This window comes from Telluria sp. Soil_C_11, from assembly GCF_057657395.1.
On the sequence record NZ_JBDGIN010000013.1, the window covers coordinates 101,261 to 116,809 of the forward strand.

Sequence of the window (15,549 nt, forward strand, 5' to 3'; positions counted from 1 at the left end):
TTTCACTCGAATTTAGAATTATTTTTGCGAAATTCCGGCGTTTCTCGACGTCGGATTTTTTTCTTCATTGAGCGCCCGAATCGGCCCCGTTTTTGCCCTGCTCCTCGCTATACAGGGAAGGCGCGCCGATCGCCCGGCCTGGCTCGGACGCCAGGCCAACACATGAGCTGGCACCGGCAACCAGCGCGAAATGGAGAAATCCCATGAAATCGAAGCATCCCTTCAAGTCCCCCGTCCCCGGCCCGTTGCTGCTGGCCGCGCTGCTCTGTGCCTCGGTCGCAGTCTGCTTGCGCTGTTGGGACTGCACGGTGCGGAACGCAATCACCCAGTTCATCGGCGCCGACAGGCGCGCATTGCTCGAGCACTTCCTGGCGGCGCTTGCCGTTCCCCTGGGATTGCACAGCTTCCTCCTGTGCGCGGCCGATGGGCGCCCGGGCCGGACTGCCCCCTGGCGCAACCCGATGCCCGGGCGCTGGCCAGGGCCATCCCGGCTGGCTTGCGCGGCCGCAGCGGCAAGCAAGTATGCGCCCTTCATCTGGGCGGGCGTGTACCTGATGCTGTGCATTAGGTTCGAGATGGACCAGGCGACGGTGTCGGTGTACGGTGGAGCGCCACGCGGCCATGTGCAATATGGCCAGCTGATGGCCGATGCCGCCGGAGCGCTGCTCGCGGCGGCGCTCGCCTGGCGCACGACTGCGGGACGATAGAACGAAGCAGCCGCGGCAGTCGATGCCTGCCGCGGCTGCTTCCTCACTTCGCTCCAGCCTGGCTCAAGCCGCGCCCTACGGCGCCACCGGCACCGGCCGCATCCCCAGCTCCTCTTCCTCCTCGGCCACCGGCACGATCTCGCCGGCCAGCACGCCGCGCGCCGTGGCCAGGTCGATCTCGCCTTCCCAGCGCGCCACCACCAGCGCCGCGACCGCGTTGCCGATCAGGTTCGTGAGCGCGCGGATCTCGTTCATCAGGCGGTCCACGCCGATCACCAGCGCGATGCCGGCCACCGGCAGGATGTGGGTCGAGCCGAGCGTCGCCGCCAGCGCCACCAGCGCCGCGCCGGCCACGCCTGCGCCGCCCTTCGAGGTCAGCATCAGGATCGCCAGCAGGCCAAGCTGCTGCCACAGGTTCAGGTCGATGTTCAGGGCCTGGGCGATGAACAGCGAGGTCATGGTGAGGTAGATCGCGGCGCCGTCCAGGTTGAACGAGTACCCGGTCGGCACCACCATCCCGACCACCGAGCGCGACACGCCGAGGCGTTCGAGCTTGAGCATCAGCTGCGGCAGCACGGATTCGGTGCTGGCCGTGCCGAGCACGATGAAGATCTCTTCGCGCAGGTACTTGATCAGCTTCCACAGCGAGACCCCGGCCAGGCGCGCCATCGAGCCCAGCACGATGCCGATGAACAGGATGGTGGTGGCGTAGTAGCAGGCGATCAGCAGGGCCAGCTGCTGCAGGGTGCCGATGCCGAATTTGCCGACCGTGAAGGCCATCGCGCCGAACGCGCCGATCGGGGCCAGCTTCATCACCATGCAGACGATGCCCAGCAGGGCCTTGCCGAACTCGTCGATCGTCTCGCGCGCCTTGCGGCCGCGCTCGCCCAGCATCGACAGGCTGACGCCGAACAGCACCGAGAACAGCAGCACCTGCAGCAGGTTACCCTTGGCGAAGGCGTCGACCACCGAGGACGGGATGATCCCGACCAGGAACTGCACGGTGGTCTGCGGGTGGGCCTTGTCGGCGATCGCCGCCACCGCGCTGGTGTCGAGCGAAGCGACGTCGGCGTTGATGCCGGCGCCCGGCTGCATCACGTTGGCGACCACCAGGCCGATGATCATCGCGACCGTGGTCACGACTTCGAAGTACAGGACGGCCTTGCCGCCCACGCGCCCGACTTTCTTCAGGCTTTCCATGCCGGCGATGCCGGATACGATGGTGCAGAAGATCACGGGCGTGATCACCATCTTGATACCGTTGATGAAGGCGTCGCCGAACGGCTTGAGGTCGACGGCGATGGCGGGATAGAAGTGGCCGACGGCGACGCCGGCGACCAGGGCGATCACGACCTGGAAATACAGACTGCGAAAAAGCGAGCTCCTCATGTTCTCCTCCTGGTTCTGCTCTGTGAACCCGCGCGGCAGTGGCCATCTGGGGATCCGCTTCTGTGGCGGGCACGGGGGAACGTCGGTGTCTGAGGCTGGCGCGGGCTCAGGAGGGGTGGGGCGTAACGAAATACATCATATTCGTCTCCTCTAGGTCGGTCTCTGTGGGCCGTGGAAGTCATGCTAACGCAGCACTTCTTTCACTGTCAAATAGATCATCTATATGTTTCCGTAGTTAAACTATTGCCGTTACGATCCGATTGATGAGATAACCGCCCGTCATCAGGAACAGGAACAGCACGCTCGCCAGCAGGATCGGCTTGGCGCCGGCATGGCGCACCGCCCCGGCATGGGTGCGCAGGCCGAGGGCCGCCATGGCCATCGCCAGCAGCACGGTATCGACCTGCAGGATGAGCGCCACCACGGCGGGCGGCAGCAGGTGCAGCGAATTCAGGCCGCTGGCGCCGATGAACAGCACGGCGAACCAGGGAATCGCGATGCGGCGCCCGCCCGCGGCATTGGCTTCGCCCGCGCCGTCGGCGCCGATGCGGCTGCTGAGGATGACCAGGAACGGCGCCAGCATCATCACCCGCAGCATTTTCTCGATCACGGCGGCGGAGGCGGCGGCTTCGCTGACCGAGCGCCCGGCCACCACCACCTGGGCCACTTCGTGGATGGTGGAGCCGGCGTACAGGCCGTAGGCGGTCTCGGACAGCTGCAGGTAGGGATACAGGAGCGGGTACACGAACATGCCCAGCGTGCCGAAGATGACCACGGTGGCGACCGCCACCGACACCTTGTGGGCCTGGCCGCGCACCACCGGCTCGGTCGCCATCACGGCGGCGGCGCCGCAGATCGAGCTGCCGGCGCCGATCAGCATCGCGGTCTGGCGGTCCAGCCCGAACACCCGGGTGCCCAGCTGCACGGCCAGGGTGAAGGTGCAGCCGATGATCAGGACGTCGATCAGGACGCCGGCCCAGCCGATATGGGCGATGTCCTGGAAAGTGATGCGGAAGCCGTACAGGATGATGCCCAGGCGCAGCAGGCGGGCCTTGGCGAAATCCACGCCTTCCGCGCTGAACGGCGCGATGCGCGGAAACACCGTGTTGCCGAGCGCGATGCCGAGCACGATGGCGAGGGTCAGGGCGCTGATGCCGAGGCCCTGCACGGCCGGCATGCCGGCCCCCCAGATCGCCAGCGCCGCGATCAGTGCCGCCAGTAACAGGCCGCAGGCGAACTGGCTGGGGCGGCTGGGTGTGTGGGTCATGGGATTCTCCTATGTCAATGCACACAGGCTACGCGCCTCCCATTCATTATGAAAACGAGTTATATTGATATGATTAATCAGTAGAACTGATAAGCAATGCTCCACACCACCCTCAGGCAGCTCGAAGTCTTCGTCGCCACCGCCCGGAAAGGCAGCGTCACCCAGGCCGCGGCGGAGATCGGCATGACGCAGTCGGCCGCCAGCATGGCCCTGGGCGACTTCGAGCGCCAGCTCGGCACCCGGCTGTTCGACCGCGTCGGCAAGCGCGTCGCCCTGAACGAGGATGGCCGCCTGCTGTATCCGAAGGCGGTCGAGATGGTCGAGCGCGCGCACGAGATGGAACAGCTGTTCCACGGCGACCGGCGCACGGCCAACCTGCGCCTCGGCGCCAGCTCCACGATCGGCAACTATCTGCTGCCGCGCCTGATCGGCCAGCTGCAGGCGCAGCGGCCGGGCAGCCAGATCCGGCTGGACGTCGGCAATACCCAGCAGGTCATCAACTCGGTGCTGAATTTCGAGATCGACGTCGGCTTCGTCGAAGGGCCATGCATGCATGCGGACATCGAGACCATCGTCTGGCGCGAAGACCAGCTGGCCATCTGCACGCGCCCCGGCGACCCGCTGGCAAAGCCCGGCGGCGCCAGCGCCGAGGCCCTGCGCCAGGCCGCCTGGATCCTGCGCGAGCGCGGTTCCGGCACCCGCGAAGTGGTCGAGCAGCTGCTGACCGGCCAGCTCGGCGACATCCGGCTGGCCATGGAGCTGGGCGGCACCGAGGCGATCAAGCGCGCCGTGGAGGCCGGGATCGGGATTTCCTGCCTGTCGCTGGTCGCGCTGGCCGGCGCGATCGAGCGCGGCAACCTGGTGGCGGTCGACACGCCCTTCCTGAAGCTGACCCGCTCGCTGCACATCCTGCTGCACAAGCAGAAGTACCGCACCGACGGCATCGAAGCGCTGCTGGCGCTGTGCGGCACGGCGCAGGCACGGTCCTGATTCAATTAGATGATTTAAATGAATTTCCGCCGAACGGGGGAGGCTTGCGGTATGATGCGCCCATCGGCTCCGCCAAATCCACGCATACATCGCAGATACCATCATGGACCAAGTCTTCCGTTCCGACCTCGCCCTCGGCATGCCCCTGTACCGCGAGGTCAAGCACAAGATCATGGAAGCGCTGCGCGACGGCGAATGGAAGCCGGGCGAGATCATCCCGGCCGAGAAGCGCCTGTGCGAACGCTTCGGCGTCAGCGTGGGCACGCTGCGCAAGGCCGTGGACGAGCTCACCTCCGAGAGCATCCTGATCCGCCACCAGGGGCGCGGCACCTTCGTCGCCTCGCACAGCCAGGACCGCTACATGTTCGGCTTCTTCCACATCTGCCCGAAGACCGGGCAGAAGGAATATCCGAAGGTCGAGTTCATCAGCCTGACGCGCGAGAAGGCCGAGCCCGACACCGTCAAGCGGCTCGGCGCCGCCCGCGGCGCGAAGGTGGTGCGGATCCTGAACCGCCTCAGCCTGGGCGGGCGCGCCGTCATCATCGACGACATCCAGCTGCCCGAGCGCTTCTTCGCCGCGATGACCGAAGAACAGGTGCGCGAGCGCCGCACCACGCTGTACCAGCTATACCAGGACGAATTCGACGTCGCCGTGCTGCGCACCGAGGAGCGCCTGGACGCGGTCGGCGCGGACGCCAGGATCGCCGGGCTGCTCGGCATCGCCGAGGGCACGCCGCTGCTGCACATCGTGCGCCGCGCCCTGACCTTCCGCGACGAAGTGGTCGAGGTGCGCCACTCCTGGGTGCTGAGCACCGACCACGAATACGTCGCCAGCGACGAGGCGCACCGCTCCTAGTGGATGATGCGCGCGAGGAATTCGCGCGCCCGTTCCGACTTCGGCGCCGTGAAGAAGTCGTCCTTGGCGCTTTCCTCGACGATGCGGCCGTGGTCCATGAACAGGATGCGGTCGGCCACCTTGCGCGCGAAGCCCATCTCGTGGGTCACCACCATCATGGTCATGCCTTCCTGGGCCAGGCCGGTCATCACGTCCAGCACCTCGCCCACCATCTCCGGGTCGAGCGCCGAGGTCGGCTCGTCGAACAGCATCGCCACCGGGTCCATCGCCAGCGCGCGCGCGATCGCCACGCGCTGCTGCTGGCCGCCCGAGAGCTGGCTGGGGAATTTGTCTTGGTGCGCCAGCAGGCCGACCCGGTCGAGGTACTTCAGGCCGTTGGCGGTCGCCTCCTCGCGCGGGCGCTTCAGGACCTTCACCTGGGCGAGGTTCAGGTTGTCGCGCACCGACAGGTGGGGGAACAGCTCGAAGTTCTGGAACACCATGCCGATCCGGGCCCGCAGCGCCGGCAGGCGGGTCCTGGGGTCGCCCACCGAAGTGCCGTCGACGTGGATGCTGCCCTGCTGGAAGGGCTCGAGGCCGTTGACGGTCTTGATCAGGGTCGACTTGCCGGAACCGGATGGCCCGCAAACCACCACCACGTCGCCGCGCGCCACCCGCGTGCTGCAGTCGCTGAGCACCTGGAAGCCGCCGTACCACTTGCTCACCTTGTCTATTTCAATCATATGTTTATCAGCATTTGAGCGTGCTTGACAGCACCACCAGCCCCTAGGATACTGCGGAACTTGTCAATATCATCAGTACCGTTTGGCTTGTCGTTAAAAGCACCGACATTGTGCCCGATAAGCCAGGCGACAGGATGGATGATCTCCCAGAAGGAAGCCCTATGAACAATCGAAACCGCCTGACCACTTACATCCTCGTAGGGCTGGTGCTCGGCATCGCCGCCGGCTACGTCGCGCACACGAACCTGGCCAATCCGACCGGCTTCGCGGACACGCTGTCGCTGGTGACCACCCTGTTCCTCCGCCTGATCAAGATGATCATCGCGCCGCTGGTGTTCTCGACCCTGGTGGTCGGCATCGCCAAGATGGGCGATGCCTCGGAAGTCGGCCGCATCGGCGTCAAGGCGCTGGGCTGGTTCATCATCGCCTCGATCCTCTCGCTGACCCTGGGCCTGATCCTGGTGAACGTGTTCCGCCCGGGCGATGCGATGGCCGCCGCCGGCCACCTGCCGGCCGTCACCGAATCGTCGGGCATCGCCGTCACCGGCCTGACGCTCAAGGAATTCATCACCCACCTGGTGCCGACCTCGATCGCGGACGGCATGGCCAAGAACGAGATCCTGCAGATCGTGATCTTCTCGATCTTCTTCGGCACCGGCGCCGCCGCCGTGGGCGCGCGCGCCACCCCGCTGATCGACGCCGTCGACGGCGCCGCCCACGTGATGCTGAAAGTGACCGGCTACGTGATGAACTTCGCGCCGGTCGCGGTGTTCGCGGCGGTCGCCAGCGTGATCGCCAAGAGCGGCGTCGGCGTGCTGTCGACCTATGGCGTGTTCATGGGCGAGTTCTACCTCGGCATCGCGCTGCTGTGGATCGTGCTGATCGCGATCGGCATCCTGTTCGTCGGCCCGCGCATCCTGCAGCTGCTGCGCGAACTGCGCGAACCGACCATCCTGGCCTTCACCTGCGCCTCGTCGGAAGCGGCGTTCCCGAAGACCCTGGAAGGCCTGGAGCGCTTCGGCGTGAAGAACCGCCTGGCCGCCTTCGTGCTGCCGATCGGGTATTCGTTCAACCTGGACGGCTCGATGATGTACTGCACCTTCGCCACCATCTTCATCGCCCAGGCCTACGGCATCGAAGTGCCGCTGTCGACCCAGCTGACCATGATGCTGGTGCTGATGCTGACCTCGAAGGGCATGGCCGGCGTGCCGCGCGCTTCGCTGGTGGTGATCGCCGCCACCCTGAACCAGTTCCACATCCCGGAAGCCGGCCTGCTGCTCCTGCTGGGCATCGACCACTTCCTGGACATGGCCCGCTCGGCCACCAACGTGATCGGCAACGGCATCGCCACCGCCGTGGTCGCGAAATGGGAAGGCGAGCTGGTCGACCCGAAAGCGGCCGGCGCGGATATCGCCACGGCGCCGCTGCGCTGAATTTTTCAAACCGTCGTCCCCGCGCAGGCGGGGACCCAAGTTCTGCGTGAGCTAACGAAACGCATGCAAACTTGGGTCCCCGCCTCCGCGGGGACGACGTCTTTCTGGAGATCGCATGACTTACCTGAAACCCGCACGCGCCCTGTTCGCGCTGCTCCTCTGCCTGTTCGCCCTGGCCGCCCAGGCCCAGACCGCGGCCGGCAAACTGCCGAACGTCGTCATCCTCGCCACCGGCGGCACCATCGCCGGCACCGGCGCGACCAGCACCACCACGGTCGGCTACACCGCCGCCACGGTCGGCGTCGACGCCCTGATCCGCGCCGTGCCGGAGCTGCAGAAGGTGGCCCATGTCAGCGGCGAGCAGGTGTTCCAGATCGCCAGCGAGAACATGGGCAACGAGCAGTGGCTGGTGCTGGCCAAGCGCGTCAACGCCCTGCTGGCCCAGCCGAACGTGGACGGCATCGTGATCACCCACGGCACCGACACGATCGAGGAAACCGCCTATTTCCTGAACCTGGTGGTCAAGAGCCGGAAGCCGGTGGTGGTGGTCGGCGCGATGCGTCCGTCGACCGCGATCTCGGCCGACGGCCCGATCAACCTGTACAACGCGGTGCTGACCGCCGGCAGCCAGGAAGCCGTCGGCAAGGGCGTGCTGGTGGTGATGAACGACCAGATCAACGGCGCGCGCGACGTCAGCAAGACCAACACCACCACCACCGACACCTTCAAGGCCACCGAACTGGGCCTGCTCGGCTACGTGGTCGGCAACCAGCCGCACTTCTACCGCGCCTCGACCCGCAAGCACACGCTCGACACCGAATTCGACGTCAGCAGGCTCGATGCGCTGCCGGCCGTGGAAATCGCCTACACCTATGCCAACGTCGGTCCGACCGCCGTCAATGCCTTCGTCGCCGCCGGCGCCAGGGGCCTGGTCCACGCCGGCGTGGGCGACGGCAGCCTGCCGAACAAGGTGCGCCCCGCCCTCTCCGCCGCGCGCGAAAAGGGCGTGATCATCGTGCGCTCGAGCCGCGTCGGCCAGGGCATCGTGGCGCGCAACGGCGAGGCCAACGACGACCAGCTGGACTTCGTGGTGTCGGATACGCTGAACCCGCAGAAGGCCCGCATCCTGCTGATGCTGGCGCTGACGAAGACCGGCAGCACCAAGGAGATCCAGCGCATGTTCTACACCTATTGATCCCGGGCGCCAGCCAGGACAGGGCCGCCTTCGGGCGGCCTTTTTTGTTGTAACGGGGCCATACAAGCAAAATATTGCCGTACGGAAAAAGCAAGAATGCGTTCCGTATTGATGGTTCGCCGCGATAATGGAATCGTGCTCTCATCCGTCCGCCGAGTCCGTCATGGCTATCCAGTTTGAAGAATTCGAGTCCTTCGCGTCCAGCCCGCCACCGGCGCCTGTCGCTTCGCCCCTGGTCCGGCTGAAGTACCTGATCGACAACACCCCTGCCATTATCTACAGCTCGGTCCCCAGCGGGGACTTCAAGATGACCTTCGTGAGCGCCAACGCCCGCAACGTGCTCGGCTACGCGCCCGAGGAGATGCTGGCCGATCCCAATTTCTGGTTCGACCATATCCACCCGGACGACGCGCCGGCCATCTTTTCGAGCCTGGCGCTGCTGTTCGTGGATGGCGAGCGCACCTACGAATACCGGTTCCGCGCCGCCAGCGGCGAGTACCTGTGGATGCGCGACCAGCTGCGCCTGATCCGCGACGAGCGCGGCGCGCCGCTCGAGGTGATCGGCTCGCTCAGCAACATCACCGCACGCAAACAGCTGGAGCAGGAGCAGCGGCAGCTGATCACCCGGCTGCGCGAGGCCCACGACCAGCTGCTGCAGTCCGAAAAGATGGCCTCGATCGGCCAGCTGGCGGCGGGCGTCGCGCACGAGATCAACAACCCGATCGGCTTCGTCAACTCGAACATGAGCACCCTGAACCGCTACGTCGAGACCCTGCTGTCGGTGGTGCGCTCCACCAACGAGGCGGTGGCGCAGGCGGCGCCGGGGACGGCGCTGGCGGCGCGCATCGACGCGATCAACCGCGAGGCGGACCTGGCGTTCCTGCAGGAAGACATCGGCGAGCTGGTGAGCGAGTCGCTGGACGGCCTCAAGCGGGTCCGCGACATCGTGCAGTCGCTCAAGGATTTCTCGCACATGGGCGAGACCGACTGGCATTTCGCCGACCTGCACGCCGGCCTCGAGACGACCCTGAACATCGTCGCCAACGAGATCAAGTACAAGGCCACCGTCGAGCGGCGCTACGGCAGGCTGCCGGAAGTGAAGTGCCTGGCGTCGCAACTGAACCAGGTGTTCATGAACCTGCTCGTCAACGCCGCCCAGGCGATCCGCGAGCGCGGCGTGATCACCATCGCCACCGGGGTCGAAGGCGACTGGGTGTGGGTGGCGATCAGCGACACCGGCTGCGGCATCCCGCCGCAGAACATGAACCGCATCTTCGAGCCCTTCTTCACCACCAAGCCGGTCGGCAGCGGGACGGGGCTCGGCCTGTCGCTGTCCTACAGCATCATCAACAAGCACGGCGGACGCATCGAGGTCGCCTCGATGCCGGAGGTCGGCACCACCTTCACCCTCCGGCTGCCGGTCGTGCCGCCGGCCTCGAAGCGGCCGGCGGCCTGAGCTCAGAACATCTTCATCAGGCCCAGCTGCACGGCGCGCTGGGAAGTCTGCTTGGTCGACGGGACCAGGGCGCCGGCGTAGCGGTTGAAATCGACTTCCGCATACAGGTTGGTGAGCTTGGAGAAGTGGTAGGCGCCGCCCACCAGCGCCAGGTCGCGCCGGCCGCCGCCGGCCAGGCTGTCGTAGTCCGAGCGATAGAAGGCCGCGGTGAGCTCGACGGGCACGTTGACCTGGACATTGACGCCGCCGAAGCGCGTCTCGGTCTGGTAGGTGCCCGCCGCCGCGGTCTCCTGGCGCTCGCGCGACAGGCCTGCCTTGACGGTGAAGGCGCGGATCCTGACGCCGCCGCCGACCACGAAGGCATGGTTGTCGAAGCCGGTCGTGGTCTGCTTGTCCGTGTAGGCGCCCGCCGCCAGCAGCATCCCCTTGGCGTAGCTGAAGCCCACCGCGCGCGCCGTGCCCTTGCCGGCATCGCCCGCGACTTCGCCCGGCGCGTACTCTGCGCGCACGGTCAGGCCGTCGAAGGTGCCGGTGTACTGGATATCGTTGTTGAAGCGCGTGCCCGACGACGATGAGGCGCTCAGGCCGGCGTTTTTCGCCGCCGCCGGCAGGGTGGTGCCGGCGCCGGACGACAGCGGCACGATGGGGGTGTAGTGATGGTCGAAGGGATCGAGGAATTTCTCGGTCCGGAAACCGATCGTGTACTGGCGGCCGACGTCGAGCGTGCCCCAGCTGCCGCCCAGCCCGACCGCGGCGGTACGGTTGAACAGGACGTTGTTGGTGTTGTCGAGGGCCCCGGTCTTGCTGTTGAAGCCGCTCTCGAGCTGGAAGTGCGCATTCAGGCCATTGCCGAGCTGCTCCACGCCGCGGAAGCCGAGCCGGTTCGAGTAGTAGTTGCCGGACGTGGTGGTGAACATGCCGTGGCCTTCGGCGTCGACATTGGTCTGGTAACGCAATCCCGCATCGACGGAGCCGTACACGGTCACGCTGGATTGGGCGAATGCGGCGGCAGGAAGCATGGCCGCCAGGGCCAGCATCAGGGTAGCTTGGGTTTTCATTGTCTCTTTATGTAATGTTATGGGGCCGAGGGCGTGGGGCGCCCTCGGCCGGACGTGACGTCCCCGGCCGGCTGCCGGTGAGCACGGACAAGGGTGATGCGCTGCGGCGGGCCTGGACCGCCGCAGGGTGCTGCGGGGTCAGGCGGCCGCTTTGGCTGCCGCCTTGCGTGCCGCCTGGTGCGCGTCGCTGCTCAGCACGAGGAGCATGGCGATGCTGGCCAGGGCCAGGCCGGCGACCGGCAACAGGGCCAGCGCGTAGCTGCCGGTGGCCTCCTTGATCCAGCCGTAGGCGTTGACCATCAGGCCGCCGCCGATCAGGTTCGAGGTGGCATTGATGGCGGCCAGGCCGGCCGCCGCCGACGAGGGAGCGATCCAGGTCGAGCTCAGTGCCCAGAACGGGCCCTTGAACGAGTAGGCGCCGACCAGCACGCAGGACAGCAGGAACACGGTCGGGATCAGGGCGCTGGTGGCCGAGGTGAACAGCATGCCGCCTGCGATCAGGGCCAGTGGGATGGCGGTGTGCCAGCGGCGCTCGCCCTGCTTGTCCGAATGGCGGCCCCACAGGATCATCAGCACCGAGGCGATGACGTAAGGGATCGAATTGACCATGCCGGTCTGCATGACCGTCAGGCCGAAGGATTTGAGCAACTGGGGCTGCCACACGTTCAGCACCGTGCCGGCGGCCGATGCGGCCGAGCAGACCAGCGCCATGCCGATCACTTCCTTGCTGCGGAACAGCTTCCAGAGCGACGGATGCTCGACGGCTTTCTTCTCCTGGCGTTCTTTTTCCAGGCGCGACGACAGCCAGCTGCGCTGTTCCGCGCTCAGCCACGTCGCCTGTTCCGGACGGTCGGTCAGGAAGAACAGGCAGACGATGCCCAGCAGGACGGTCGGCAGGCCCTCGAGGATGAACAGCCAGTGCCAGCCGCGCATGCCGAGCAGGCCGTCGGCCTGCAGCAGCAGCGCCGAGATCGGCGAACCGATGAAGCTGCCCATCGGCACCGCCACCATGAAGGTCGCGACGATGCGGGCGCGGTAGGCGGCGGGGAACCAGTAGGTCAGGTACAGCACCACGCCGGGGAAGAAGCCGGCTTCGGCCGCGCCGAGCAGGAAGCGCATGAAGAACAGCGAGTTCTGGCCCTGGACGAAGGCGGTGCAGGCCGACACCAGGCCCCAGGTGACCATGATCCGCGCGATCCACTTGCGCGCACCGTACTTCTGCAGCGCGAGATTGCTCGGCACTTCGAACAGGAAGTAGGCGAAGAAGAACAGGCTGCCGGCGAAACCGAAGACTTTCTTGGTCAGGCCAAGGTCGTCGTTCATCTGCAGGGCCGCCATGCCGATGTTGCCGCGGTCGATCAGGGCCAGCAGGTAGCAGGCAATCAGGAAGGGCACCAGGCGCCAGGTCACCTTGCGCATGGTGCTCGCCTCGAGGCGTGAAGTGGTATCGATGTCGCTCATATCGTCTCCGTAACTGTAATCGTTAAAGCGCGTCTTGGCGCGCGCTTGTGGCTTTTTGTTGCAGGGTCAGGCTTGTTGTTGCAGGACCGCCAGCACGTTGTTCGCCGCCCCCACGCCCATGCCGACATAGGCATCGCCGGTCACGCCGCCGATGTGCGGCGACAGGATGGCGTTGGGAAGGCCGGTGAACGGATGGTCCGGGCGCATCGGCTCGGTCTCGAAACTGTCCAGTCCCGCCGCGCGCAGGGCGCCGCTGCGCAGGGCGTCGAGCAGCGCCGCCTCGTCGATCAGGCCGCCGCGCGCCGTGTTGACCACGATCGCGCCGGGGCGCATGGTCGCCAGCGTCTCGGCGTTCAACATCCTGGCGTTGTCGCTGGTGAGCGGGCAATGCAGCGACAGCACGTCCGCGCCGGCAATCACTTGCGCCAGCGGCAGCAGCTCGACGCCATCCGGCGCGCCTGCCGCGAACGGATCGTGGGCGATCACGCGCATGCCCAGCGCGACGCCGACCGTGGCCACGCGCGCGCCGATCGCGCCCAGGCCCACCAGTCCCAGCGTGCGGCCTTTCAATTCCAGGCTCTTGTGCGTGGCCTTGTCCCAGTGGCCGTCGTGCATGCGGCGGTCGAGCGCCGGCACGTCCTTGGCGCAGGCCATGATCAGGGCCCAGGTATGCTCGGCCACGGCGGCCGCGTTGGCCCCGGCCGCCGCCTTGACGGCGATGCCGCGTTGCGCCGCCGCTTCCTTGTCGATGGTGTCGGTGCCGGAGCCGTGCTTGGAGATCACGCGCAGGCGCGCGCTGGCCTCGATCACGCGCCCGGTGATGCGGCCGTAGCGCACGATGATCGCGACCGGCTGGTGCCGGGTGCACAGGGCGACCAGTTCGTCCTCGGTGGGCGTCTTGCCGGCGTAGACGATGTCGAAGGACGACAGCAGCTCGACCGCCTGTTCGGCGAGATCGGCGCCGGTCACGAGAACCACGTCACGCTGGCTATGTTCCTTGAGGACGGCGCTCACAGCGTTTCTCCTTCGGCCAGCACGCCCGCCTTGCGCAGGGCGCCGTCGAGCCAGGCCGGGCGCAGCTGCGCGCCGCTGCGGATGCCTTCGATACGCGCGGTTTCATCGGCCAGTTTTTTCTTGGCGGCTTCGAGGACGGCGGGAACCTTGACCGGTTCGACGACGACGACGCCATCGCCATCCGCCACCACCAGGTCGCCCGGCCGCACCGTCACGCCGCCCACGGACACCGGCCAGTTGATCCGGCCGGCCACGTTCTTGGTCGGGCCGTTCGGATTCGCGCCGGTGGCGTACAGCGGGAAGCCCAGCGCGCGGATGGCCTCGGTGTCGCGCACCGCGCCGTAGACGACGATGCCGGCGATGCCGATCGCCATGCATTGCGAGACCATGATCTCGCCCAGCAAGGCGGAGCTTTCGTCGCCCTTGCCGTCGATGACCAGCACGTCGCCCGGCTTTGCGATCGCCATCGCGGCGTGAATCATCAGGTTGTCGCCAGGACGCACTTCGACCGTCAGCGCGGAACCAGCCAGGCGCATGGTCGGCGCCAGCGGCGCGATACGGCTGCTCAGGGCGCCGCGGCGGCCGGCGACGTCGGCCAGGATGGAGGACGGGTACTGGGCGGCGCGCGCGACCAGTTCAGGGTCGATGCGCTCGATGTCGCGGATCAGGTCGGGTGGGGTCGAAAAGCTCATGGTATGTCCTCATGGTTGGTTGACGACAGCCACGAGAAGAGACGGGCGCAGGACGGCGCGCGGCATGCGATCGCCATGGATGTCTCCTCCGGTGCGGCTGCTTTTTTTTGCTCAGGCAGTGTCTTGTATGAGCCGAGTATAGGAAGGACAATCTATAATGTATATTCACTTAATTTTCTAATTTTTAAACTTTCAGGAATATATTGTGGACTTTCGCGACCTGAAGTATTTCGAGGTGATCGCTACCGAAGGGAACCTGGGCCGCGCCGCGGAGCGCCTGCACCGCACCCAGCCTGCGCTGACCAAGTGCATCGACCGCCTGGAGGAAGACCTGGGGGCGAAGCTGTTCGAAAAGGACGGGCGCGGGATGCGCCTGACCGCCGCCGGCGAGGTGCTGGTGAAGCGCACGCGCCAGATGGCGATCATGGTGGAAGAGACGGCGAGGGAAATGCAGGATTACGCCGGCGGCCTGCAGGGCAAGGTGAGGATCGGCTGCCTGCCGACCCTGGCCGAGCACCTGATGCCGCGCGTGTTCGAACAACTGCTGCGCGAGGCGCCGGCGATCGGCGTGACCCTGACCGTGGCCATGAACGACAACCTGCTGAACAACCTGCGCGACGGTGAGCTCGACCTGGTGGTGGGGCCGATGCTGGAAACCGACCCGGACATCGTGTGCGAGAAGATCGCGGAAGACACGATGGTCGTGATGGCGAGCGAGAACCACCCGATCTTCGACGCGCCCTGCACGCTCGCCGGCCTGCTGGACTACAAGTGGATGCTGCCGGCGAGGACGGTCGCTTCGCGCCAGTGGCTGGACCAGACCTTCGAACGCCACGGCCTGCCGCGGCCGCAGGTGCAGATCGAACCGAACGTGCTGAACGCGATCCTGCCGATCCTGGAAAAGACGTCCCTGCTGGGCTTCGTCACGCGCTTCAACCTGGTCTCCGGCCGCGCGCGCGTGCGCGAGGTCATGCTGGCCGAGACCCAGATGAAGCGCCGCCTGGGCCTGACCTACCGGAAGAATGGTTATCTGTCGCCGGCGGCGGATCGGATCGCGGCGATCCTGCGGGCGCGCGGGAGGGATCTGCTGTCGATCTGACCAAAGGCACACTCCGGAACACCATGCCCATGGTTATGGAACATCCTTGACATCATTCATGGGATCTGTGACCATACCTTCACCACTCCTCCCTTGCGGTGTCATTCAATTGGCTCTCGTTTGGGACGAAAAATGAACTGAACCCCGAAAGTTGGACACCAACTTTTGGGGTTTTTTCATGACGAAATACGATGAGCGTTTCAAGCTCTC

14 protein-coding genes are annotated in these 15,549 nt (G+C 66.2%); 7 read left to right on the top strand and 7 right to left on the bottom strand.

The annotated features are described in order from the left end of the window. The first annotated feature begins 203 nt into the window (after positions 1-203). Entirely contained in the window at positions 204-707 is a 504-nt protein-coding gene (locus AC3A6M_RS19200; RefSeq protein ID WP_487854324.1) for a hypothetical protein, read from the top strand. A 75-nt stretch (positions 708-782) separates the two neighbouring features. On the opposite strand, the gene dctA is transcribed toward AC3A6M_RS19200, so the two are convergent. Next, on the bottom strand, positions 783-2,096 hold the full coding sequence (gene dctA, locus AC3A6M_RS19205; RefSeq protein WP_487854325.1) for a C4-dicarboxylate transporter DctA: 1,314 nt from the start codon (positions 2,094-2,096) through the stop codon (positions 783-785). 235 nt (positions 2,097-2,331) lie between these two features. Beyond that, positions 2,332-3,363 carry a YeiH family protein gene (locus AC3A6M_RS19210; protein WP_487854326.1) on the bottom strand — a complete coding sequence of 344 codons (1,032 nt, stop codon included), beginning with the start codon at positions 3,361-3,363 and terminating at the stop codon, positions 2,332-2,334. 96 nt (positions 3,364-3,459) lie between these two features. Here AC3A6M_RS19210 and AC3A6M_RS19215 point away from each other — a divergent pair, with 96 nt between their 5' ends. After that, entirely contained in the window at positions 3,460-4,353 is an 894-nt protein-coding gene (locus AC3A6M_RS19215; protein WP_487854327.1) for a LysR family transcriptional regulator, read from the top strand. Positions 4,354-4,456: 103 nt separating this feature from the next. Then, positions 4,457-5,209, top strand: coding sequence for a GntR family transcriptional regulator (locus AC3A6M_RS19220; RefSeq protein WP_487854328.1), 753 nt, complete (start codon positions 4,457-4,459; stop codon positions 5,207-5,209). Here AC3A6M_RS19220 and AC3A6M_RS19225 read toward each other — a convergent pair. Beyond that, on the bottom strand, positions 5,206-5,931 hold the full coding sequence (locus tag AC3A6M_RS19225) for an amino acid ABC transporter ATP-binding protein (protein ID WP_487854329.1): 726 nt from the start codon (positions 5,929-5,931) through the stop codon (positions 5,206-5,208). The two genes, AC3A6M_RS19220 and AC3A6M_RS19225, sit on opposite strands and share 4 nt — an antisense overlap. A 161-nt stretch (positions 5,932-6,092) precedes the next feature. Between AC3A6M_RS19225 and AC3A6M_RS19230 the strand changes: the two genes are divergently transcribed. The 3 genes from AC3A6M_RS19230 (at position 6,093) to AC3A6M_RS19240 (ending at position 10,015) form a co-directional block, all read left to right on the top strand. Next, the gene (locus AC3A6M_RS19230; protein ID WP_487854330.1) at positions 6,093-7,364 is read left to right on the top strand and encodes a dicarboxylate/amino acid:cation symporter; all 1,272 of its coding nucleotides are present in this window, start codon (positions 6,093-6,095) and stop codon (positions 7,362-7,364) included. A 115-nt stretch (positions 7,365-7,479) separates the two neighbouring features. Beyond that, entirely contained in the window at positions 7,480-8,559 is a 1,080-nt protein-coding gene (locus tag AC3A6M_RS19235) for a type II asparaginase (protein ID WP_487854331.1), read from the top strand. A gap of 163 nt (positions 8,560-8,722) precedes the next feature. Then, positions 8,723-10,015 carry an ATP-binding protein gene (locus tag AC3A6M_RS19240; RefSeq protein ID WP_487854332.1) on the top strand — a complete coding sequence of 431 codons (1,293 nt, stop codon included), beginning with the start codon at positions 8,723-8,725 and terminating at the stop codon, positions 10,013-10,015. Between the two features lie 2 nt (positions 10,016-10,017). Here the strand turns inward: AC3A6M_RS19240 and AC3A6M_RS19245 are convergent, their stop codons facing one another. The 4 genes from AC3A6M_RS19245 to AC3A6M_RS19260 form a co-directional block, all read right to left on the bottom strand. Next, positions 10,018-11,073 carry a porin gene (locus AC3A6M_RS19245; protein ID WP_487854333.1) on the bottom strand — a complete coding sequence of 352 codons (1,056 nt, stop codon included), beginning with the start codon at positions 11,071-11,073 and terminating at the stop codon, positions 10,018-10,020. A 138-nt stretch (positions 11,074-11,211) separates the two neighbouring features. Continuing rightward, positions 11,212-12,534, bottom strand: a complete 1,323-nt coding sequence (locus AC3A6M_RS19250) for an MFS transporter (protein WP_487854334.1) — start codon at positions 12,532-12,534, stop codon at positions 11,212-11,214. A gap of 66 nt (positions 12,535-12,600) precedes the next feature. Beyond that, positions 12,601-13,548: a hydroxyacid dehydrogenase gene (locus tag AC3A6M_RS19255; RefSeq protein ID WP_487854335.1), complete on the bottom strand. Its 948-nt coding sequence runs from the start codon at positions 13,546-13,548 to the stop codon at positions 12,601-12,603. Then, positions 13,545-14,240: an RraA family protein gene (locus tag AC3A6M_RS19260; protein WP_487854336.1), complete on the bottom strand. Its 696-nt coding sequence runs from the start codon at positions 14,238-14,240 to the stop codon at positions 13,545-13,547. The genes AC3A6M_RS19255 and AC3A6M_RS19260 overlap by 4 nt, the downstream gene beginning before the upstream one ends. A gap of 205 nt (positions 14,241-14,445) precedes the next feature. Here AC3A6M_RS19260 and AC3A6M_RS19265 point away from each other — a divergent pair, with 205 nt between their 5' ends. Further along, entirely contained in the window at positions 14,446-15,339 is an 894-nt protein-coding gene (locus tag AC3A6M_RS19265) for a LysR family transcriptional regulator (RefSeq protein ID WP_487854337.1), read from the top strand. The last annotated feature ends 210 nt before the right edge of the window (positions 15,340-15,549 follow it).

Coding starts and splice junctions, on each gene's coding strand:
- AC3A6M_RS19235 (WP_487854331.1), top strand. CDS start 7,480: ATGACTTACCTGAAACCCGCACGCGCCCTGTTCGCGCTGCTCCTCTGC.
- AC3A6M_RS19245 (WP_487854333.1), bottom strand. CDS start 11,073: ATGAAAACCCAAGCTACCCTGATGCTGGCCCTGGCGGCCATGCTTCCT.
- AC3A6M_RS19250 (WP_487854334.1), bottom strand. CDS start 12,534: ATGAGCGACATCGATACCACTTCACGCCTCGAGGCGAGCACCATGCGC.
- AC3A6M_RS19240 (WP_487854332.1), top strand. CDS start 8,723: ATGGCTATCCAGTTTGAAGAATTCGAGTCCTTCGCGTCCAGCCCGCCA.
- AC3A6M_RS19210 (WP_487854326.1), bottom strand. CDS start 3,363: ATGACCCACACACCCAGCCGCCCCAGCCAGTTCGCCTGCGGCCTGTTA.
- AC3A6M_RS19260 (WP_487854336.1), bottom strand. CDS start 14,240: ATGAGCTTTTCGACCCCACCCGACCTGATCCGCGACATCGAGCGCATC.
- AC3A6M_RS19225 (WP_487854329.1), bottom strand. CDS start 5,931: ATGATTGAAATAGACAAGGTGAGCAAGTGGTACGGCGGCTTCCAGGTG.
- dctA (WP_487854325.1), bottom strand. CDS start 2,096: ATGAGGAGCTCGCTTTTTCGCAGTCTGTATTTCCAGGTCGTGATCGCC.
- AC3A6M_RS19215 (WP_487854327.1), top strand. CDS start 3,460: ATGCTCCACACCACCCTCAGGCAGCTCGAAGTCTTCGTCGCCACCGCC.
- AC3A6M_RS19200 (WP_487854324.1), top strand. CDS start 204: ATGAAATCGAAGCATCCCTTCAAGTCCCCCGTCCCCGGCCCGTTGCTG.
- AC3A6M_RS19220 (WP_487854328.1), top strand. CDS start 4,457: ATGGACCAAGTCTTCCGTTCCGACCTCGCCCTCGGCATGCCCCTGTAC.
- AC3A6M_RS19230 (WP_487854330.1), top strand. CDS start 6,093: ATGAACAATCGAAACCGCCTGACCACTTACATCCTCGTAGGGCTGGTG.